The sequence below is a fragment of the Saccharothrix saharensis genome (assembly GCF_006716745.1).
GTDB classification, from domain to species: domain Bacteria; phylum Actinomycetota; class Actinomycetes; order Mycobacteriales; family Pseudonocardiaceae; genus Actinosynnema; species Actinosynnema saharense.
Map to the genome: position 1 here is coordinate 8,492,148 of NZ_VFPP01000001.1, position 21,362 is coordinate 8,513,509.

General features: G+C 72.2%; 13 protein-coding genes and 1 pseudogene. 3 read left to right on the forward strand and 11 right to left on the reverse strand.

Annotated features, from left to right (window positions below; translation table 11 throughout):
- Positions 1-54: 54 nt before the first annotated feature.
- On the forward strand, positions 55-1,443 hold the full coding sequence (locus FHX81_RS38505) for a hypothetical protein (RefSeq protein ID WP_211363696.1): 1,389 nt from the start codon (positions 55-57) through the stop codon (positions 1,441-1,443).
- A 71-nt stretch (positions 1,444-1,514) separates the two neighbouring features.
- Here the strand turns inward: FHX81_RS38505 and FHX81_RS38510 are convergent, their stop codons facing one another.
- A complete protein-coding gene (locus FHX81_RS38510) occupies positions 1,515-2,003 on the reverse strand; it encodes a DUF5980 family protein (protein WP_141983359.1) in 489 nt (162 codons plus the stop codon).
- Positions 2,004-2,194: 191 nt separating this feature from the next.
- Between FHX81_RS38510 and FHX81_RS38515 the strand changes: the two genes are divergently transcribed.
- Entirely contained in the window at positions 2,195-5,449 is a 3,255-nt protein-coding gene (locus tag FHX81_RS38515; protein WP_141983360.1) for a S8 family peptidase, read from the forward strand.
- A gap of 64 nt (positions 5,450-5,513) precedes the next feature.
- Here the strand turns inward: FHX81_RS38515 and FHX81_RS38520 are convergent, their stop codons facing one another.
- Positions 5,514-6,464, reverse strand: coding sequence for a hypothetical protein (locus FHX81_RS38520; protein WP_211363697.1), 951 nt, complete (start codon positions 6,462-6,464; stop codon positions 5,514-5,516).
- Positions 6,465-6,585: 121 nt separating this feature from the next.
- On the opposite strand from FHX81_RS38520, the gene FHX81_RS38525 reads away from it, so the two are divergent.
- Positions 6,586-7,056 carry a MarR family winged helix-turn-helix transcriptional regulator gene (locus FHX81_RS38525; protein ID WP_246108181.1) on the forward strand — a complete coding sequence of 157 codons (471 nt, stop codon included), beginning with the start codon at positions 6,586-6,588 and terminating at the stop codon, positions 7,054-7,056.
- Positions 7,057-7,390: 334 nt separating this feature from the next.
- On the opposite strand, the gene FHX81_RS38530 is transcribed toward FHX81_RS38525, so the two are convergent.
- The 9 genes and pseudogenes from FHX81_RS38530 to FHX81_RS42465 all read right to left on the reverse strand — a co-directional run bounded on the left by FHX81_RS38530 (position 7,391) and on the right by FHX81_RS42465 (position 21,318).
- Entirely contained in the window at positions 7,391-10,861 is a 3,471-nt protein-coding gene (locus tag FHX81_RS38530; RefSeq protein WP_141983362.1) for a hypothetical protein, read from the reverse strand.
- Positions 10,858-12,576 (reverse strand): toll/interleukin-1 receptor domain-containing protein, encoded by a 1,719-nt coding sequence (locus FHX81_RS38535; protein WP_141983363.1) that lies wholly within the window; start codon positions 12,574-12,576, stop codon positions 10,858-10,860. The genes FHX81_RS38530 and FHX81_RS38535 overlap by 4 nt, the downstream gene beginning before the upstream one ends.
- Before the next feature lie 11 nt (positions 12,577-12,587).
- Complete coding sequence (locus tag FHX81_RS38540; protein WP_141983364.1) at positions 12,588-14,231, reverse strand: tetratricopeptide repeat protein; 1,644 nt, start codon at positions 14,229-14,231, stop codon at positions 12,588-12,590.
- A complete protein-coding gene (locus tag FHX81_RS38545) occupies positions 14,228-14,464 on the reverse strand; it encodes a hypothetical protein (protein ID WP_141983365.1) in 237 nt (78 codons plus the stop codon). Before FHX81_RS38545 ends, FHX81_RS38540 begins: the two co-directional genes overlap by 4 nt.
- Entirely contained in the window at positions 14,424-16,022 is a 1,599-nt protein-coding gene (locus tag FHX81_RS38550) for a hypothetical protein (RefSeq protein WP_141983366.1), read from the reverse strand. Before FHX81_RS38550 ends, FHX81_RS38545 begins: the two co-directional genes overlap by 41 nt.
- Positions 16,019-17,515 (reverse strand): tetratricopeptide repeat protein, encoded by a 1,497-nt coding sequence (locus tag FHX81_RS38555; protein WP_141983367.1) that lies wholly within the window; start codon positions 17,513-17,515, stop codon positions 16,019-16,021. Before FHX81_RS38555 ends, FHX81_RS38550 begins: the two co-directional genes overlap by 4 nt.
- Positions 17,496-19,412, reverse strand: a complete 1,917-nt coding sequence (locus FHX81_RS38560) for an Hsp70 family protein (protein ID WP_170232327.1) — start codon at positions 19,410-19,412, stop codon at positions 17,496-17,498. The genes FHX81_RS38555 and FHX81_RS38560 overlap by 20 nt, the downstream gene beginning before the upstream one ends.
- Before the next feature lie 8 nt (positions 19,413-19,420).
- On the reverse strand, positions 19,421-19,882 hold the full coding sequence (locus FHX81_RS38565) for a hypothetical protein (protein WP_141983369.1): 462 nt from the start codon (positions 19,880-19,882) through the stop codon (positions 19,421-19,423).
- Between the two features lie 359 nt (positions 19,883-20,241).
- Positions 20,242-21,318: pseudogene (locus tag FHX81_RS42465) on the reverse strand (IS30 family transposase).
- Between the last annotated feature and the right edge of the window lie 44 nt (positions 21,319-21,362).

Sequence of the window (21,362 nt, forward strand, 5' to 3'; positions counted from 1 at the left end):
GCCGCGACCTGGGCGGTCTGGCCGGGTCGCAACCGTCGACGAAGGGGTTGTGCGGTGCTGGGAACCGTTCGCGTGCTGCTCGCCGCCGTGGTGATGACCACGGCCGTGACCTGGTCCGGGGCCGGCAGCGCCGGTGCCGTCCCGTGGACCCTGACCACGGCGCAGCGGCAGGCGTACCTGTACCACTACGCGCCGCTGATCTTCAAGCGCGGTGACGAGAACAACAGCCAGGAGGGCGCGGACTGGTTGTCCAACTACGACTTCGACCGCAACGGCCGGTTCTCCGACAACCGGGTGAACTGGCGCACCGTCAACCAGTACGTGCAGGGCGCGAACACCCACTGGCGCATCCGCCCGACGCTCTACACCGCGTTGCTCGAGTACGCCGAGAACGGGACGAAGAACCTCGTCCTGCTTTACCACGTCTACAACGCGGCGGACAAGGACTTCGACCAGATCCACGACTGGGAGCGCGTCGAGATCGTGCTGCGGGGCGTGACCGGGAACCCGGGTACCGGCGAGAGCGTCACCCACGCCACGGTGACCACCCACCACGAGCACATCATGCGCCGCTCCACCGACAGCGCGGTGCAGTTCATGACGACGGCCACGGGCAAGCACCTGATGCTGTGGCAGGCGGACGGCAGCGCAGCGCTGCCCACCACCACGCGCGGCCACGAGCTCCGGTTCGCGACGACGCCGTGGAGCTCGGTCGCGGCGGGCGTGAACGGCACCGGCAAGGCCGAGGTGGACATCAACAACGACAGCGAGAAGAACGTCCACTACGTGTTCGTCCCGGAAGCCTCCTCGGCTGCCGTCGCCACGTGGGGCGCGCGGGCCGTGACCTCCGCGTCGGCCCCGGTCCTGGCCAGCCGGCTCGACAACGGCGACTCCACGGCCTGGCGGTCGGTCAAGCGCGTCACCTACGAGCTGCAGGACCTGGCCGACGTCCTGCCGACGCACTGGCAGGACTGGCAGCTGCACTGGCGGGACACCGAGACCAGCGACGTGCTGCTGGAGTCCCCGGTGACGTCGGAAGCGGGACAGGCGGAGGTGCCCGCCGGCCTCCGGCGCTTCTACACCGCCTCGCTCGACGTCGGCGCGGGCGACCTCACCGACGGCCGCGAGGGCATCCCGTCCAAGAGCTGGCTGTACGGCGCGTACTCGGGCGAGGCGAACGCGGACGACAGCGCGAGCTCCGACGACTTCGGCGGGTACGAAGGGCTCGGGCTCGACAGCCACGGGCGGAGCCGGGGCGTGGTCAGCGGTGACCTCGTCTCGCACGGCGCGTACTGGCGCCAGCACGACTTCTTCGTCCACACCGGCGTCGTCGACACCGCGGATCGGCGGGAGGCGGGCACCTGGCTCCCCGCCCAGTGGCACCTCGCCGCCAACGGCGGGTTCGACGGTCGCTGGACCCAGCTGTTCGACGACCGCCCCTGACGGCGGCGGTTCGACCGGCGTGCTCGTCCCGCCGGCGACCCGTGGCGGTCGTCGGCGGGACGAGCACGAGGTCAGTCCCGTGCCTGCATGCACTCCAGCCAGGACGCGGTCGTGACGACGATCTCCACCGCGGTGGTTTCGGTCACGACTCCGTCCGACACCCAGATCTTGCCGTCGTACACGTCGATCGGAACCGACGCCGGACCGCTCACCGACATCCCCCCGTTGATCCTGAACGAGCCGTCGTCGGGGTCGGGGTGGTTGGAGCCCGGTGCCAGGTGGCCCTCCGTGGCGGTCCACCCCGGTGGCAGTCCGTGCACCCCGAACCGGAGGTTCGTGGACCAGGCCCCGGTCACCGCGAAGAGGAAGTAGGACCCGTGGACCCGGTCGGGGCTGTAGTGGACGCACATCCGCTGCGCGTCGCCGAAGTCCTCCAGGTGCCACGTGTGCGCCCGCGGGTCGACCTGCGCCGAAGCGACGGCGGACGAGCCGACCAGCGGCAGCAACAGCGCCGCGGTGAAGGTGAGCGCCGACCTGACGGACCGAAGAATCGCTCTCACGGAAATCCTCCCGAACCAGCGTGGAAATGGCCCGGTCGAAGCTAGCGACCGCATCTCAGGGTCCACTGATATTCCACCCGGCGCGGCCTGCGCTTTTGTTCGGAGAACGTTGTTCAGCTCGGCGGACACGAACCTGAACAAGGCCGCGGCCCATAACGTCCGGCCCGATCACCGAACGAACGGGAGGAATCGTGTCGGGTTCGAGATCGAGAAGGCGCAAGGGCTGGCCGGCCGCGGTGCTCGCCCTGGGGGTCGTCGCCGCCGCGGTGGCGGTCCCGGCGACACCCGCGGCGGCGGCTCCGGCCGGCGGCGCACAGGGGAGCGGCACGGCCGGCGCGACGCGGGTCGTCACGCTCGTCAGCGGGGACCGGGTCGTGCTCGACGGCGACCGGGTCACATCGGTCACCGCGGGTGCGGGCCGGGAGAGCATCGGTTACCTGACCTTCCAACGCCGGGGCCACGTGCACGTCGTCCCGCGCGACGCCGTGCGCCCGCTGGCGGAGGGCAGGCTCGACCCGCGGCTGTTCGACGTCACGGGCCTGGTCGAAGCGGGCTACGACGACGCGCGCCAGGACCGGGTGCCGCTGATCGTCACGCGCAGCGGTGACCGGGTCGCGGCGCTGGGCGCGTTGCGGGTCGACCGGGAGCTGCCGACCGTGCGCGCGGCGGCCACCACGGCGGCCAAGGCGTCCGGGGCCGACTGGCAGGCGCTGCTGACCGCGCCCGGCGTGGCGAAGGTCTGGCTGGACGGCGTGCGCCGGCCCGTGCTGGACCGCAGCGTCCCGCAGATCGGCGCACCCGCCGCGTGGGCGGCCGGGTACACCGGCGCGGGCGTCAAGGTCGGCGTCGTGGACACCGGCGTGGACGGCGGGCACCCCGACCTGGTGGGCCGGGAGGTCGCCGAGCACAACTTCACCACCGACCCCGACGCCACCGACACCATCGGCCACGGCACGCACGTCGCGTCGACCATCGCGGGCAACGGCACGCCGTACCGCGGTGTCGCGCCGGACGTGCAGCTGCTCGACGCCAAGGTGTGCGGGCGGGAGGGCTGCCGCGAGTCGGCGATCGTCGACGGCCTGCGCTGGACCGCCGAGCAGGGCGCGGACGTGGTGAACGTCAGCCTGGGCGGCACCGACGGGCCGGAGGTCGACCTGCTGGAGGAAGCGGTCAACACCCTGTCCGCGACGCACGGCACGCTGTTCGTCGTCGCCGCCGGCAACAGCGGTGCCCCCGAGACCGTCGGGTCGCCGGGCAGCGCGGAGGCCGCGCTGACGGTCGGCGCGGTCGACCGGGAGGACCGGATCGCGGGCTTCTCCAGCCGCGGCCCGCGCGTCGGCGACGCCGGGGTCAAGCCCGACATCACCGCACCGGGCGTCGACATCGTCGCCGCCAAGTCGCGGGGCGTGCCGGGCGCCGGTCCGGCGGACCACCACGCCATGTCCGGCACGTCCATGGCGACACCGCACGTCGTGGGCGCCGCCGCGCTGCTCGCGCAGCAGCACCCCGACTGGCCGGGTGACCGCCTCAAGGCCGCGTTGACGGCGGCGGCCCGGTACAACCCCGACCTGACGGTGTTCGACCAGGGCTCCGGCCGGGTCGACTCCGCCCGGGTCATGACGACCACGCTCACCACGTCACCCGTGAACGTCAGCCTGGGCGTGCAGGAGTGGCCGCACGACGACGACGTGCCGCTGGACAAGGCGCTGACCTACCGCAACGCGGGCTCCGCGCCGGTGACGCTCGACCTGACCACCGAGGCGCGCGGTCCCGACGGCGCACCCGCCCCCGCCGGCCTGTTCACCGTCACCCCGTCGTCGGTCACCGTGCCGGCGGGCGGTGAGGTGTCCGTGACCGTGGTCGGTGACGGCAGGTCCGGCGCGGTGGACGGCGCGTACTCCGGCGTGGTCCTGGCCGGGAGCGGCGAGGAAGTGCTGCTGCGCACGCCCGTGTCACTCGGCCGCGAGGTGGAGAGCTACGACGTCCGCTTCACCCAGCTCGACCGGTCGGGCCAACCCGAGGACAACTACTCCACCCTGCTCATCGGCCTCAGCAACGACCGGTTCACGGTCATCAGCGACCAGGACGGCGACGTGACCGCCCGCGTGCCCAAGGGCGTCTACACCGCCATGACCGAGCACGGCTTCGGGGAGGCCGACACGACGCTGCTGCTGCGGCCGGACCTCACCGTCACAGGAGACACCGAGGTGGTCTTCGACGCGCGCACCGCGGCCCCGGTGAAGATCACACCCCCGGACTCGGCCGCCACGCCGAGGTCGGGCTACATCGCGTTCGGCCGCCACCACGAGGACGCGTCGGTCGTGACGGGCCTCGTGTACCCGCAGGGGTTCCCGGCGGGCATGGCGCTGGGCTCCAGCGGTCCGGAGCTGCCGGCGGCGCAGTACGGCGTGCTGATCGGCGCGGAGTTCACGGGCACGCCGGTCGACGGGACACCGGTGACCTACCGGCTCGCGTGGGAGGAGCGCGGCAAGGCGCCGACCGGGTTCGCGCGCAGCCCGGGCAAGGGCGAGTTGACCGAGGTCCGCACCGCGTTCGGCCCGCGTCGGCCCGGTCGGGTCGCAGAGCACTCCGGTGCCGCGACGACCTCCGACGGCATCTACGGGATCGGGGGAGCGACCGCGGCGCAACCGTCGGGCGTGATCGACCACGTCCTGGCGGCCAACGCGACCTGGCGCTGGCAGGTGCTCCAGGGCACGCCGGAGGAGGCGGAGGCGGTGTTCATCAGCCCGGACCGCACCTACCGGACCGGCCGGCGGTACGCGGAGGCGTTCGGCTTCCCGGTCATCGGTCCGACCCCGCCGCACTCGGCGGCGCCCTACCTGTTCCGCGTGGGAGACGTCCTGGTGGCCGACCTGTGGCTGTTCGGCGACGGCGCGGGCAACCGCGGCGACTCGATGACCGGCACCTCCCGGACCACGTTGCACCGCAACGGGGAGCTGGTGGGCGAGACGCCGCTGCCCGGCATCGGCGTGTTCCCCATGGAGCCGGGATCGGCGGCCTACCGGCTGGAGGCGGAGAGCTCGCGGTCCGGCGACGTCTCCGAGTTCGGCACCCGCGTGCACACGGCCTGGACCTTCCGCGCCGACGCCGCACCCGGCGCGGACCGTCGGGCCCTGCCGATGACCGTCGTCCGCTTCACCCCGAAGCTGGACGGCACCGGCGCGGCCGGGGCGGGGCGGCTCCTCGCCGTGCCGTTGGTGATCACCCAGCAGGCCGGCGGCGACAACGGGCGCGTGCGCGCCCTGCGCGTGGAGGCGTCCTTCGACGACGGCGGCACGTGGAAGAAGGTCCCGGTCCTCGGCCACACCGCGATGGTCCACAACGCCGCGGGGGCGGGCACGTACGCCTCGCTGCGGGTGACGGGCTCGGACAGCAAGGGCAACACCTTCGAACACACCCTGATCCGCGCGTACAAGCTCCGCTAGCGGTTCCGCGCAGTGCGTGACGCGGTGGCGGGCCCTTCGTCGAAGGGCCCGCCACCGGCGCACGTCACCGGTCGGGGATCGCGGCGGGCTGCCTGCGGGCCAGTCGCAAAGGCGCCCAGACCAGCAGGGCGAGCACGGCCACCAGCAGGTACTCGATGGCCGGGATGCGCACCACCTCGTCGACCCGGTCGAAGCCGCGCCAGGCGTAGACGGCGAGCACCGCCACGCCGACGGTCCCGGCGGTCCACCAGCGCGCGGCCGGGCTCAGCCCCACGCCGTGCAACTGGGTGATCACGAAGACGGCCAGGAACCCGAACAGGAACATCGGCCAGACACCGTCCGGGCCGGAGTTCATCACGGCGACCAGCGTGCCGTGCAGCGCCACCATCAGCTCCAGCGTGAGCGTCCACCAGCGGTTCGTGTGGGCGGCGGTGAACATCAGGCTGCTCTGGAACAGCAGCAGGAACATGTAGAAGAACCCGATCAGGTGCCCGCTGGTCGACTCCATCGGGTGATACCAGAACGTGTAGATCGCGGCCCAGCTGAACAGGTAACCGTGGTAGCGCCGCACGAAGTCCACGACGTCGGCCGAGATCGGCGCCCGCCGGCCGAAGAACAACCCGCGCCGCTTGTTCTCCATCAGCAGCACGGCCACCAGCAGCAGCACGACCGAGCCCTGCGAGCTGAAGATCGACACGTCCTGGGCGATGCCGTCGTAGAACACCTGCGTCTGGACGGCGTGCAGGGCGATGAACGCGCCGTTGGCGGCGAGCGCTACGACGTTCACCCGGTGCAGGCCGCCGGTGTAGCGGCGGACCCTGGTCTGCGCGTGGTGGATGAGCCCCCAGGACACGACCTGGTGCGCCGCGTACCCGGCCCACGCGGACGCGCGCGTCCAGAAGGTGGGGTCGGGCAGCTTCCAGTAGTACCAGGAGGCTCCCTGGTCGGGCAGGAGGGCGATCCCGTGCAGCCGCTGCCCGAGCAGCCACACCAGGCCGGTGAGCGCGAAGCTCACGACCACCCCGAGTACCGGCACTCGACCTCGACCACGCGCGACGTTCAGCACGCTGAACATCATGGCAAACGCTCAGCAGGCTGAACAATCGGCCCCCGGACTGCTCTGCGAAGATGGCGGCGTGGGCCAAGGGGACGAGCGGGAGGTGTCGCACCGGCCGGACCGGGTGCGCGCCGACGTCGACTCCTGGCCGACCGGGCGACTGCTGTCGGTCGCGGCACGCGTCGTGGAGAGCAGGTTCGACGAGGTGCTCAACGGCCTGGGCCTGACCCACGCGGGCTTGATCGTGCTGCACCACCTCGCCGACGGCCCGCGCGCGCAGCGCGAGCTGGCCACCCTGTGCAAGGTGACCGACCAGACGATGAGCCGCACCATCGAACGCCTGGACCGCTCCGGGCACGTTACCCGCACCCCCGACACCCGCGACCGCCGCCGCACGCTGGTCGGCATCACCCCGACCGGCCGCGACGTGCTGACCGCCGCCCGCCGCGCGGAGCAGGAGTCGGAGTCGCTGCTGGGCGCCGTCGACGACTACCACCACTTCCGCCGCCAACTGATCACCCTGATCGCCGCCGCCACCACCGACCGCTGACGCCCGGCGTCGGTGCGGCCGGAACGGCGCTCGACCCGTGTCCCGAGGAGCTGCCCGATGGCTGCCGATGCGTTGGACTTCCTGTACCGCTGGTACGCGGAGCGGTGCGACGGCGAATGGGAGCACGAGTTCGGGACCAGGCTCGAGACCCTGTCGGGGCGAAGCACGAGCCGGAACCCGACCGCCGGCACCGGTCCTCCTTCGACGGCAAGGTCCGCCAGGCGTCCTGTGACCTGCGGTCCCTGCCGGGTCTGCCGGCCCGGTTCCGCGACTTCGCGGAGCGACGACCGGGCGGATCCGACTGATCCCGAACCACCCGGTCGCCGCGGGGTGCTCAGCCGACCTTCGTGTGGATCCGCTGGACCTCCTCGAACCGGGACGCGTCGGCCAGGGCGTGGCGGTCGTCGGTCGGGTCGTGGTCCAGCAGCAAGGTGGCGGCGTGGTCGGCGCACTCGGTGCGCAAGCGGGTCAGCTCGTCGCGCAGGGCCTCGCGACGTGCGCCGAACGTCGCGCGCATGGCGGTGCGGACCGAGACCGCGTGCTGGTAGAGCAGCTGGGTGAGCTGGTAGCGGGCGTAGGAGTTGCCCTTGTCGGCACGCAGCAGCCGGCGCAGATCGTTGGCCAGCGAGTCCGGGTCCACGTCGCCGGGGCGGCGCCGGTGCTTGGCGATCGTCACCTCGACCACGAGCTGGCGTCGGGCGTCGCCGGCGTCGAGGTGGGACATCAGGTCGAAGTCCTCCTCGATCTCGGTGGACGTGGGCAAGGCCCCGTTCCACAGCATCCGGCGGCGGTGGACCGCGACCAGCAGCCGGTGCACCTCCTCCAGGTGTTCTCCCTTGCGGGCGATCCGCAGCAGCCGCGTGCGGGCGTCCTCGAGTTCGTCGCACTGGATGCAGAGGCGCACGTAGGCCGGCGAGTCGCGCGGGACGCAGGTGGCGTGGGCTTCGGCGAGCAGGGACCGTCCCCGGTCCTGCTCGCCCACGGCGTTCAGCAGTTCGCCGAGCATGGCGGCCGGGCCGGGGGCGCCGCGCAGCCGGGTGATCCAGTGCGCCATGGTGGGCAACGCCGCCAACACCGCCTCCCGGACCTCCCGGTCCGAGGCGCCGTCGTTGAGCAGGTCGATCGCGTGTTCCACCGACGGCAGGTAGACCGGGTGCGGGTCCTCCAGCAGGTCGAGGTGGCGCTCGGGTGCGCCGTTGCGGCGCCAGGACCGGCAGAGGCGCTGGTAGCGGAGGGGGAAGTCGACCGAGGAGTCGAGCCTGTTCTCCGCGGCGCGGAAGATCCGTTCGACGGCGAACCCGGCGGCGAGGCCGGACAGGTCGTTGAGCTGCCTGAGGTACGTGATCGGCGCGCCGAGCCGCAGGACCGCCTTGCGCACGGTGTCGTCGGACGGGTCCAGCCGCACCTGGTCGAGCAGGCGCAGGCTGGTGAGGACCTCGCCGGAGCTCTCGGTGACGGGCCAGTCGTCCGAGCCGAGCAGCTCGGCGGCGATGCGCGACTTCCACCGGACGCGTTCGTGGGTCCAGGCGACGTGCGCCTCCTCCTCGTCCTGGTCGGTGGCCCCACGCACGCGGCTGCCGGGGTCGCACGCGGCTTCGTGGGCGGCCTGGAACGCCGTGCGGCACAGTTCCTCGAACGGTGCGCGCACCCGTTCCGGCAGGGGCGCGCAAGCAGCCTCGACGAGGCCCAGCCGGGCGTCGAACGCCTCGTCGAGCTGTGCCCGCCGCCCCGACCGGGTGACACCGAGGCGCAGCACCGGGGACCGGTACGACAGCGCGCGGTTGAGCTCCTCCAAGCGCAGGTGGGCGAGGGCGAGCGCCACCCGCGCCGGGCTGGTCAGCTCGGCGGCGACACCGCGCGGCGGCGGGTCGGGCGTGCCGTCGTCGGCAGGTCTGCCGCACAACGCCGCGGTGCCGAACGAGCCCGCCAGCACGCGGTGGACCCCGGCCCGCTCGGCCGCGCCCCGCGCGGGTTGGCCCGCCAGCAGCGACTCCGCGTAGAGGGCTTCGAGGTAGCGGCTCCACGACCGGTTCGCCTCGGCCAGTTCGCCCGCCGCCGTGTGCGCGACCGCGAGGTTGCGCAGGACCGCGGTCGACATCGGGTTCTCGGTGAGCATCGCCTGCCAGTGCCTGCGAGCCGGTGTGTGAGCGCCCATCCGGTGGAGCGCCTCGGCGAGGCGACCGTTGAGGTGGGATCGCAGCAGCACGAGCGCGGAGCGGCGGCGCAGCTCCGGCGGATACGCATCGAACGACTTCCAGGCGCGAGCGGCGTTGTCCGCGAGCGCGCGGTCTACCTCTGCCACGGCGGCGGCCACGCGGGTCCCGGGGTCCGTGGAACCCGGCGTCGTCACGGGCGTAGGGGTCGGCGTGGCCGTGGGTGCTCCGAGCTCCGCGGCGAGCTCCGCGACACCTGCCGACATCGGCACTGCGGGCGGAACCCCGTGCGACAGCAGCTTCTTGCGCACCGCGCTCAGGTGCCCGTTCACCCCGATCGGTTGTTGCAGCGCCTTCTCGCACCGCTCGACGCGCCGGTCGAACTCCTCGTCCCGCACGGCCGGCACCGCGGTCTGCTTGAACGCCAGCAGTTCCCGGCCCCGTTCGACGCGCGTCTGCTCGAGCCGTTTCGCGATGACGGTCAGGAGCGCGTGATCCGCGTGGGCCCGGGCGCGCACCGCAGCGTCCGCCAGGTCGGCCCGCCGCAGCGCCTTGGCGAGGTCGCCCGCGCTCTTCTTGTGCCGCGCGATCGAGTCGACATCCCGCTCGAATCCCGCCAGCACCTCGCGTGGGTCGGCACCGGGGACCTTCTCCGCGGTGACGTCGGCCGGTGTTCGCGGCGGCGCGGCGGTGGTGACGGCCCGCAGTGCCGACGTCATCGCGTCGAGGTGGGGTGCCGGGTCGCCGGCGACGAACCGCCGCGCCGCCGCGTACGCGCTCAGGTTCGACACCTGCAGCGGCCGCCACAGCAGCCGCCGCTGGTGCACCAGCGCGACGAGCAGATCGGGCAACTCACGTCGTGCGAGGCACTCGGCCAGACGGGCGGGCAACGACTGCTCATCGACCTCGAACAACTCGCACACCAGGTCGAGCACGCGGCGGGCCGGTCCGTCCGGCAGCGGCGCGGCCAGCCTGCGGACCGTCGCGGTCGGATACCCGTGCACCAGCCACTGCACGGCCGACACGGTGAACGCCGCGGCGCCGCCGCCCCGCCGTCCGGCGAACTCGGCGATCCGTCGCAGGTCCTGGGCGACCAGGTCTCGGCCGCGCTCGCCCGCAGGCCGGCGCATCATCCGTTCCGCGCTGATGTCGTGGATACCGGACCAGCGGGACTCACCCGGTCGCACCAGCGTCGACGGCGCGTCGCCGTCGAGGTCCTCGCCCTCGCGCACGGCCGCGGTGATCTCATCGACCCGTTGTCGGTCCTCGCCTTCGTAGGAGGGATCACCGACGCGCCGCTCGTGCAGGCCCTGGTGCACGATCGACAGGTGTGCCCAGACGCGGTGGTTGGTCGGCGCGGCCTCGGCCGCCGCGGTCAACCAGCTCAGCGCGGCGTCGAGCCGTCCGTGCCGCAGGTGGATCAGGCCGACGTGGTAGGGGTGCCGGGGATCGAGCGGGTCGACGCGGTGTGCCGTCGCGAGCAGCGAAAGCGCTTCGTCCGACGACGTCGCGGGGTGCACGGCCAGCCGGAAGCACGCTTCCGCCAACGCGGCCGGCTCGTCGGCGCCGAGCCGGGCACCCCGCTCGTAGCGGGCGAGCAGCTCGTCCGCGATCGGGCGCAGCACCTCGGGTCGGTTCTCCGGAGAGGTCACGGCTGTTCCTCCGCACCGGTGCGCAGCTTGTCGACCGGCAGGATCAGCGTGCCCCGCCCGTCCGACGTCGCCGCGAGACGCCCGTCAGGCGCGATCGCGAGCGGGTGGGCCGAGGTGACCTCGATGCGGCCGTCCTGCATCAGCACGTGCGAGCCGTCCGGGTACTCGAAGACGACCAGTGCGCCGTCACGCGACGCGCACACGACGCGGGCGCCGGGCACCGTGCGGAAACCCAGGTGCACGGCCAGTTCGGCGTCGAAGCAGACACCGAGACCCTCGTCGTTGAGCACGATCGACAGGCCCGGGCCGACCAGTGCGTCGGCGACCTGCCTGACCGGCGAGTCCACGATGAGCGGGCGTTCGGATCCGTTGCCCAGGCGGTAGATGTGGTGCTCGCCCGCGATCAGGGTGTACCCCGACCGGTGGTGGAGGCCCAGCAGCAGTCGTTCCAGCGGGTGCTCCGCTTCGACCCGACCCCCGTCGTACACGGTCAGCACGCCGTCCAGGCCACCGACGAGCAGCCGCCCTTCGTCGTCGATCCCGAGCAGTTGCACACCCGCGCGGTGATCGAGGACCATCTCGGGTTCCGCTCCCGCCAGCGACCAGACGGCGCCGCTCCACATGCCGACAAGCGGCGTGTCCCCGTCGAACACCAGCGCTCCCGGCACGGCGAGGCCGGGCGCACGGGCGAGCTCGGCCGTGCGGGTGCTCCCGTCGGCTGCCACCACCACGACCCGTCCCGTCCAGTCGGCGACCGCCAGCCGGGCGTCGCCGCGCGCCCACAGCCGCGGTCGTCCGGCGAGGCGGGCGGTGCCCTGCACGCGGCCGGGCTCGTCGAGCGCGTGAACGGACAGGTGCTCACCGTTCAGCACGACGACGCGCCGCGCGTCGGGGAAGAACGCCTGGCGGCCGCTCGCGGGCAGGCGCGGGTGCACGCGGTCCGGGCCGCTCGGTTGCGGCGCGGGCGGGCTCACCTGGATCGGCGCGGTCTCGACGGGTTCGCAGCCGGGCGCTTGCGCGAGCAGCCGAACGGAGTCGACCGCCCGGCGGAACGACAGGTCGGCGAACGTCGCCGTGCCGTGCGCGGTCGGGTTGACGAGGGTGCCGTTGAGACCGGAGTCGGGCGGCACGGTGGTGAGCGTGATCGGCTCACCGCTCTCCCGCACCGTCGTGCCGTCGGCGCCGGTCACCGACACGCGCAGGGTGGGCAGGGTGTGGTTGACCACTGCGCCGGGCACCTGTCCCTCGAACCGGAGCTGCCGGCGGTTCCGCGCGGGGCGCAGGTCCAGCGCGTCGCGCAGCGTCTCGAACCAGTCCGGGTGGGTGACGGCGACCCAGTTGTACTTGCTCGCGGTGAACCAGATCTTGTCCTTGGCCGCCTCCTCCATCAACACGGGGATGAGCCCCACCTTGCCGGCCTTGTTCAGGTCGACGGCGCGCTGGAGCTCGAACTGGCAGACGTTCTTGCTGAAGTAACGCAGCGAGTAGAGGGCGACGAAGTACCGGGACCGGGGCAGTGCCGCCTCCAGGTACTGCTCCCAGTCGACGCCCGGGGGTACGCCCTCCCGGTCGACGTCGATGAAGATCCGCGGTGGCACACCGCGGGAGGTGATGCACTTGTGCAGGCTGTCAGCGAGGTCTCTCGCCTTCTGGTAGTCCTCGCGCGCGTAGCTGATGAAGACGTCCCAACCGTCGTGGCTCTCGGCCCCGGTCATCTGCTGCCCTTTCACCCGAACCGGTTGACTGAGGCCAGGACGTCCCGGAGGTCTTGGAGCACCTTCCGCGCCCGGGGGTCGGTGGTGGAGCGGAGCAACCGCTGCACGTCCCGGTCGATGAGCGCGAGCTCCGTCTGGCCGAAGTCCAAGTCCGCGTACAGCGGGTGGGGACCCGACCTCTCGGCCCACCGGTTGAAGCGACTGACCAGCTCGTTGACCTCGATGGTGGCCGTCGCGCGGTCGATTTCCGCCAGCCGCTGCGCGACGGCGTCGGCGAGCTTGCGCACGTGCCGCTCGTTCTCCCCGGTACCGGCCTGCTCCCGCAGTCCGGGCATGCGGTCGCGCAGGCCTTCCATGGTGCGGCGCAAGGTGATGAGCTGCTGGCGGGTGGGTGGACTGCCGATCGCGGCCATCGCGGCGTTGTGCTCGTCGAACGCCGCGTTGATGGCCAGTACGGCCTTCGCCTCCACCGCCCGTCGCAGCAGCAGTTCCGCCTCGGGCAACATCGGGTCGCGCACGGCGATCCCGGCGGCGGTGATGGCGCGTTCCGGCTCTTTGCCCTGGACGAGGAGGCAGATCGCGTACAGGTAGTTCGGCGGCGGGTAGGCGGGTACGAGGTGCAGGACCTTCGCCAGCACCCGCTCGGCCTCGGCCCAGCGCCGGTCCGTCACCAGCTCGACGGCCTCCTCCCGGTACGGGTCGGCGATCAGCCCGTAGAGCCGCGTGGCGCGTTCGGGTGACAGCGCGGGCGGGGGCAACGGCTTCGCGGGTGAACGGCCGGTGCGGATCAGTCCTCCGAGGTACGCGTCGAAGTCGCGCACCAGCTCCGTTTCCCGCCACTCGCGGTCCAGTCGCTGCAACGCCTTGCGGGCTCGCGAGTAGGCCCCGTCGGCGAGTGCGCGCACGGCGTCGCCCGCCAACGACCCCAGCGCCGCCGTCTGGAGCGCGTCCGCGAGCGCGCGGAGCCGGCTCGCGTCGCCCTCGACCTCGTCGACGGCGGCCTGCGCGGTTCGGTACGCCGCCGCGAGGTCACCGTCCAGCACCAGCATGACCGCGAGCAGGTACGGCGGTTCCGGTTCCTCGGGCGCGAGCGCGATGAACCGCCGGAACCTCTCGTCCGCGCCACGCGGGTCGCGGCCGCGGGTATCGAGGAACGCGTCGGTCTCCTCGGGCGTGACCATCCGGCGCAGCGTGGCGCGCAGCTCCAGGACGCCGCTGCGCACGCGGCGGTCGTCCAGCCGCTCGCTCCGCATCGGCAGCGTGATCTCCAGCGCCGTCATCAGGTCGCCGAGCCGGTAGTGGCAGTACCCTCGCAGATAACGCGCCTCGGCGTGACCGGGCGAGAGGTCGAGGAACTCCGCGAGCTGCTCCAGCGCGAGCGCGTACTCGCCGCGGGTGATGTTCGCGCGGGCGTCCTCGAGCAGGTCCTCGCCGTCGTCGCCGACATCGAGCGAGTCCTCCGCGGCGAGCGTGGTGAACTCGGGCAGGAAGAGCGTGGACGGCTCCGCGCGGTCGGCGCGCCGCCGCGTGATCTCCTCCAGCCGCCGGAAGTGCTCGCCGAGATCCCCGCCGCCGCCGAAGCTCAGCCCCGAGAGGTCGGGGAGCTGGGGCGTCAGGTGGGGGAGGGCCGGCGTGTCGCGTCGGTCGCCCGTCATCCGGGCAGCGATTCTGGCTCGGGCACGGAACCGAGTGCGCGTCGGGCGACCTCGCGGCAGAGCAGGTACTCGGTCTCCTGGTCGAGCTTCAGCATCAGCGGCAGCGAGACCGGCAGCGAAGCCTCGTCGAACAGCTGCTGCTCGCCCGGCGCCCGGCGGTACTCCACCGGTGGCAGCAACCCGACCAGGCGTTCACGGTCCAGCCTCGGCAGCCGCTTCCACACCGTTCGCATCCGGGTCAGCGGTGACCGCATGATCATCCCATTCCTCCTGCGGCAGCAGGAACTCTCCGGTCGTGATCAGGAGTTGGTGCTCGCTCTGGTGCAGCGCCTGCGCCTGCGCGGCGAAGAGGTCGGCGACCGCGTCCAGCTCCGCCAACCGCTCCCGCAGCCGGACCCGGGCGGGCGCGTCGTCGGGCAGGTCGCGCAACCGCGGGTAGACGATCAGCTCGATGCGCCTGCGCACCGCCTCGATCCGCTGTCGCAGTTCCTCGGGTGACGCCGGTCGCACCGGTAGTGCCAGGTCCTCGCCGAGGTCGTCGGCGTAACGGGCGAACCGGTCGCGCAACGAGCGCAGCTCCTTGCGCTGCCCCGAAGGCACAGCGGGATCGGCGAGGAACTCGTGCACCAGCCGCAGGAAGCGCGACAGGGCGTCACCCTGCCCGCCCAGCGCCCGCTCCTTCTCCACCAGGTGCAGCACCTCGGGCACGGTGATGGCCTTGGCGCCGTTCAACCCCATGCCGCGCTCCAGGATCGCGAGCGCCGTCTCGCGCTCGCTCTCGCCGGCCGCGAAGTAGTACCAGAGCAAGCCCTCGACGAGGAACGCGTCGCCCAACTCCGGATCGACTTCGAGCATCGCGTTGACCCGCTCCGACAGCTCCCGGCGGTCCTCGGAGCCCGGCGCGCCGGACATCTCCGGCCGGTCCGCCCAACGCCGCAGCAGAACCACCACCGAGAGCAGCGCCACCGCCGTGCCCAGGTGCTTGCGGTACTCCTCGCCCGTGCGCGGGTTCCGCTCCACCCGGCCCAACCGCTCGTCGAGGTCGTCCGGGTCGCCCTTCTCCCAGTCGCAGGCCAACAGCCCCAGCTCCGCCTCGGCGGTGCTCAACCCGCGCTCGGTGGCGCGTTCGCGAGCCGCCTCGAACGCCTCGCGGGCCTCGGCGTACCGGTGGTCGAAGAACAACTGGATGCCCTTGAGCACGTGCAGGTTCTCCGCGGCCTTCGGGATCTCCTCGGTCAGCACGCCGAGGTCGCGGACCCGGTCGAAGTGGTGCAAGGCCTGGTCGGTCTCCCGGCGCCGCCAGTGCGCGCCCGCCAGGTGCAGGTGCGACGCGGCGGCCGCGAGACGGGCCGCGGGCCGGTCGGCGAGCGCCGTCTCGTGCTCGCGGTACAACTCCACCGCGCGTTCGTGGCGTTCCAGCTTGTGCTGCAACCACACCGCGAGGTGCGCGGCCGCCGGGTCGGGCTCGGAGGCGGTGGCGAGGCTGTCGACGGTGCCCGCGGCTGCCCAGTACTGGTCGGCCTGGTAGGTGCCGAGCATCGCTCGCACGTAGGCGTGCGCGAACCGCGCTTCGGCCAGGTCACGCCCCCGAGGACCCGCGTTCATCACCTCGTCGAGCAGCCGTCCGGCTTTCTCGAGCTGTGCTCGCGGGTGCCGGCCGCGCGCGAGGATGCCGAGCGCCTCGTGCAACGGCCCGCGCCACCGGCTCGGCACGACGACGAGGAAGTGCCAGGCACCGGCCAGGCACACCAGCGAAAGCACCACGCACACCACGAGCAGTGCAGCGGTCACCGGCCCTCCTCCTCGGTCATGTCGTCCTCGAGTTGCCCGAGCAGCAGCTCGTACAGTTCGATCGCGGCGATGTCCACCGACCCGTTCTCCCGGACCCGCGCAAGGCCCTGCCGGATCACGCCGACGACCTGGAACGCCTGGGCGTGGCGACCGAGCAACCAGAACGTGGTGGCGTAGACGATCATCAGGTCGAACCGCCACCACATCAGCGTCTTGCCGTCGTGCAACCACTTGTGCGCGAACGCGTTCGCCTCGCGCACCCGGCCCTGCCGGATGAGGTGGCTCGCCATCGCGGGCGCGTGCCTGCCGCGCAACGCACGGGGCAGGCGGTGGAACGCGGTCTGCACGGTGGCGTCGAGCCGGCGGGTGAAGGAGTCGTCGATGGCGTCCGACAGCAGCGCCTGCACCACCGCCCACACCTCGCCGATGGCGACGACCGACATCTGCTCCCCGTACGCCTCGACGCGGTCCGGGGCGATCTCCACCGCGCGGTCGAGCAGGGTCAGCGCTTCGAGCGGTGCGGCCGTGTCCTGGTAGGCGATGGTCGCGGCGAGCACCAGCACGTCGTAGTGCGGTGCGTCGACGAGCACCGCGCGGGCCAGCGAGAGCGCCTGTTCCGGCTCGCCGGCGTCCCGCAGCCCCTGAACCGCGGCCACGGGGTCCATCGCGTCCCGGGCGTGCTGCAACCGGTCCGCCAGCCAGGTGACGTCGACGTCGCCGCGCCGGGGCGCGGTGGTCATCTCGCACAGGTCCTCGAGCACCGCCCGGATGGGACCGACGCGCCGCATCCACGTCGGCAGCCTGCCGTCGAGCCGTTCCCCGGAGGGTGCCACCGCGCAGGCCGCGCGGTGCAGCAACCGCTCCGCGTCGGTGTCCGGGGTGGTGCCGAAGCAGCGCAACGCGGCGACCCCGAGCGCGAACAGGTCTTCCGCCCGGCCGACCGCCGTCTGCCCGCGGGCGAGGTCCGGGGCGAGGTGCAGCACCCGTTCCGGAGCGCTCAGCAACTCCGTGAACGACGGCGCGCCCCAGCACGGCAGCGGCAGCAACTGCGGCCCGGCGTCGGTGAGCACGATGTCGGCGGGCATCGGCATCATCCCCGGCCCCAGCGACTCCCACCAGCCGGGTAACGCGCGCAGTGCCGTCACGACCGCGTCCACGCGCCGGGCCGGGTCCGGGTCGGCGATGGCGTCGGCGAGGCTGCGCCTGCCGTTCGTCTCGTAGCAGACGACCTGGTACCAGCGGCCGCCGAGGCGCTGCTGGTCGCCCGCCGTGTCGGCGGGCACCACGGTGGCCAGGCCCGGGCGCCACCCCCGGTGCTGCCAGCGCTTCAGCTCGTCGCGGTGGTCGGCGCTGAGCTCGGCGGGCCTGATCAGCCGGTAGCACCGCTGTCGGGCGGGCGCGCGGTAGAGGGTGCCGCGCCTGCCGACTCCGACGTACTCGGCGTCCAGCTCGTGCTCGATCAGCCGGACGGGTTCACCGCCGGGCGCGGTCATAGGCGTCCTCGAGACGGTCGGCGACGTCGTCCAGTTCGCCGCCGGCGCGCACGGCGTCGGTGAACTCGCGCAGCGCGGCGGTGAGCTCCTGCGGCGCTCCGCGCTCCGAAGCCCACGCGGTGACCTTGCGGAACAGCCGCCGGAACTCGGCGGGCACGGCCTCGGGCGCCACTGCGGGAGGGCCGTCGGCGATCACGTCGACGGGCGGGGGAACGGTGAACGGGGACGCGTCGGCGCTCTCCGCCGTGCCCGCGTCCGGCGCGCCCGGCTCCAGCAACCGCAGCAGCCGCCGCCTGCTCTCGGCCAGCATGTCGATCTTGTTGATACTGGTGCTCTGCCGGAACGTCGCCTCGTACTTGCGCCCCGCGTTGACGTGGAACACCTCGACATCGAGCAGCCCGTTCACGTCGAGCTTGAACGTGATGTCGAACTGGTGGTGACCCGCTTCCCGCGGCTCGATCTTGTCCAGCACGATCGTACCGACGCGGGTGTTGTCGAACACCAGGTCCGATTCGCCCTGGTAGATCGGCACCTCGACGTTCTCGGAGTCCTTCTGGTTGGTGTAGCGCTTCTCCCGGCGCGTCGGGATCTTCGCGCCGCGCTCGATCAGCGGGTCGAACCTGTTGTCCTGCACGCCGACGCCGAGGGTGTGCTCGGTGATGAGCCGGATCTCGAAGTCGCCGGCGTCGGACTGGCGCTCGGCGGTCGGCCGCCGGTTGAGGTCGAAGGAGTCCGACGCCTCGAACCGGCCGGCGAGGATCGCGGCGCCCCGCGCGACCAGGGTGTCGGGATCGCCGTCGGCGCGGACGAAGTCGTCGTCCTTCTCGAAATGGTCGACGAGCATCTCCCGCACGAGCGGGATGCGGGTCGACCCGCCGACCAGCAGGACGGCGTCGACGTCGAGCGGCGGCTCGTCCGGTCCGCCCTTCGCCATCTCCAGCGCCTCGAGGACCTTCTTCAGCGACCGGTCCAGCGTGGGTTTGATCAACGACTTGAGCGTGGCGCGGTCGAGCTCGATCGGCGCCGTGCCGCCACCGAGGTCGATCGTGGTGGTCTCGTGCAGCGAGAGCTCTCGCTTGGCCTTCTCGGCGGCGGCCAGCGCCTGCATGCGCTCGTCGTCGCCGGGGGACGAGCGGCCGAGTCTCTCGTTGAGCCACTTCGCGATCGCGGCGTCGAAGTCGCCGCCGCCCAACCGCGCGTCGCCGGCGGTGGCGAGGACGGTGATCTGCCGGTCCTCGGTCTCGATGATGGACACGTCGAACGTGCCGCCGCCGAGGTCGAAGACCAGGTAGATCCGCGCTTCCTCCTCGGCGCGGTCCACCCCGTACGCGATCGCCGCCGCGGTGGGCTCCGGGATCAGCTGCCGCGGGTGCAGGCCCGCGAGCAGCGCCGCTTCCTCGGTGGCCTTCTTCTGGCGTTCGGTGAAGTAGGCGGGCACGGTGACGACCGCGTCGTGCACGCCGCGTCCGAGTTCCCGTTCGGCGATCTCCTTCATCCGCATCAGCACCAGCGCGCTGACCTCCTGCGGCCGCAACCACTCGCCGTGCAGGCGGACGCGCAGCGGGTCGTCCACTCGGAACGAGGTGCCCTTGGCCCCGAACAGCTCGAGCGTCTCCTCGCTGAAGAGCGCACCCATCTCGCGTTTGATCTCGATGATCGTCTCCCGACCGCGACCGGGCAGCGACATGGCCTGCTTCGCCGCAGCGCCGACGATCACGACGCCGGCGCCCGGGTCGAAGCCGACCACGGAGGGCGTGGTATCGGCGGGCGGGTCGAACGTCCGATCCGGGACGATCACCGCGGTGTCCTCGTCGGTGTCGAACATCGCGATCGCCGAGTACGTCGTGCCCAGGTCGATGCCGACGACCCGGTGCAGGTTCGGGTTGTGGTCGTCCATGTTCCCCGTCATCCGTCGGTGCGGCCGGATCGCTGGTCGTCGAGCAAGGGGGTCGGGCGGAAGTCCGCGGTGAAGTCGGTCCGGGTCGTGTCGTCCGGGTGGTGGACCACCTCCCCGGCGTCGAGCAGGAACCGTTCGAGCTCACGGCGCAGCGCGGCGAGGCTCGTCGCCCGGTCGTCGAAGACCGGATCGCCCGCGGGCTCGAGCCGCAGCAGCGGCAGCGGCGGGTGCTCGGCGTCGTACGCGGCCCGATCCTCCGGCTTCTCCAGGCTGAGCCGGTGCGCCTGCGCGATCTCCTCGTCGCCCGCGCCCGCGGCCTTCAACCGGGCGATGTGCCGGTCGGTCGCCGCACGGACCTCGGCGGCCGTCGCCTCCGGTGCGATGCCGAGCTGTGCATAGCGGTTCGCGCGGGGCACCAGCAGCGGCAGCGCGAAGAGCGAGGTGACGTCCATGTGCTCAGATCCGATCACTTGCGACGTTGAATGGAGTTGCCCGCGGCAACGACCCGGCCGGTTCCGGATTTTTGATCGATGCGTCCCCTGATTGCCATCGGTACTGCGATCATCCCAGCAGACCGCGTCCACTCGAAGGGCGTTCCGGGCAGCCTCACTCGATTGGCGCAGCCCGCTCGACACGATTGCGGATTCGATCGGTTGGACCAACGCGTGTCGAATTCACGGCGATTCATCGAGGTATTGCCGTGACCACCTCGTGCCCGCATCATCGGATCGGGTGACGCTTTCGCGGTCACGAACCGTCGTCGTGAGCGGTCGCCGGCGAGTGGAGCGCTGGAGGCGGCATGCCGGACGAGACGACATGGCCCAACCCGTCAAGCGTGGATTCGAAGGGTCGTCGCAACACAGTGATCAACCGGCTGCGGCCAGGATCTTGCCGAGCGCTCGGCCGGGGTGGTCCAGCCGGGCGTTCTGCGTGGGCGCTGGTTGAGTTCGGTGGCGACGAAGGCCAGGCGCTCGGGGTCGTGGACGGCCAGGTCGGTGTCTTCGGGGAAGTACTGGCGCAACGGGCCGTTGGTGTTCTCGTTGCAGCCGCGTTGCCAAGGGCTGGCCGGGTCGCGGAAGTGGACCGGGATGTCGGTGGCCGTGGTGAAGGCGGCGTGGTTCGCCATCTCGGCACCCTGGCCCCGGGGCAGCGAGCGGGTGAGGTGGGCGGGCAGTGTGGTCACGGTCGTGACCAGGGCGTCGCGGACGTGTTCGGCGGTGCGGCCGTGGGGCAGGTGCGGCAGCATGACGTAGCGGGTGGAGCGCTCGACCGGTGTGCCGATCGCGGAGACTCCGTCCTTGCCGATGATCGGGTCGCCTTCCCAGTGGCCGGGCACCGCGCGGTCCTCGCCCTCGGCGGGCCGTTCGGAGAAGTCCCCGGCGTGGCGATGCCGCGATCTGCTCGGGACTGTGCCTCCTGGCCAGATCGTCCTGCACGACCCGGTGCAGCTCCGGGTCGGCCGCGAGCTTGCGCGTCTTCGGGCGCGGGCGGCGGGCCTGGGCGGCGTGCGGCCGGTGGTCGCCGGTGAACGGATGGCTGTTGCGCTTGAGTTCCCGGCCGAGTGGGAGCGGTCACGGCCCGGTTGGACGGCGATCGCGCTCATGCTCGCGCCCTCGCACCACCGGTCGGCGATGCGGACGCGTTCGTCCTCGCACAGGTAGCGGGAGGACACCGATGAAGACGCGGACGGCGGCGCCACCGACCGGATCGGTGGCGCCGCCTTGTTCCTGCCGGACGCGTTGCGCCCGTTACGCCGGCGTCGGCCGGTCTTCGGGTTGACCTTGACGAGCCGGCACGCCTCTTCGTTGCTCACACCCCGCTGCACGAGCCGCAGGTGTTCGACTCGCTCAGCGGAGAGCTTCCTCGGTCCCCGCGGAGTCCGGTCGGCCCGGATCTCGAAGTCCATCGCACCCGCTGAGCTGGGATGTTGCGCCGACTCCCAGTACCCAA

Excerpts from the sequence above, each read along its gene's own strand:
- FHX81_RS38560 (WP_170232327.1), bottom strand. The coding sequence starts at position 19,412 with ATGGACGACCACAACCCGAACCTGCACCGGGTCGTCGGCATCGACCTG.
- FHX81_RS38540 (WP_141983364.1), bottom strand. The coding sequence starts at position 14,231 with ATGACGGGCGACCGACGCGACACGCCGGCCCTCCCCCACCTGACGCCC.
- FHX81_RS38535 (WP_141983363.1), bottom strand. The coding sequence starts at position 12,576 with ATGACCGGGGCCGAGAGCCACGACGGTTGGGACGTCTTCATCAGCTAC.
- FHX81_RS38545 (WP_141983365.1), bottom strand. The coding sequence starts at position 14,464 with ATGCGAACGGTGTGGAAGCGGCTGCCGAGGCTGGACCGTGAACGCCTG.
- FHX81_RS38555 (WP_141983367.1), bottom strand. The coding sequence starts at position 17,515 with ATGACCGCGCCCGGCGGTGAACCCGTCCGGCTGATCGAGCACGAGCTG.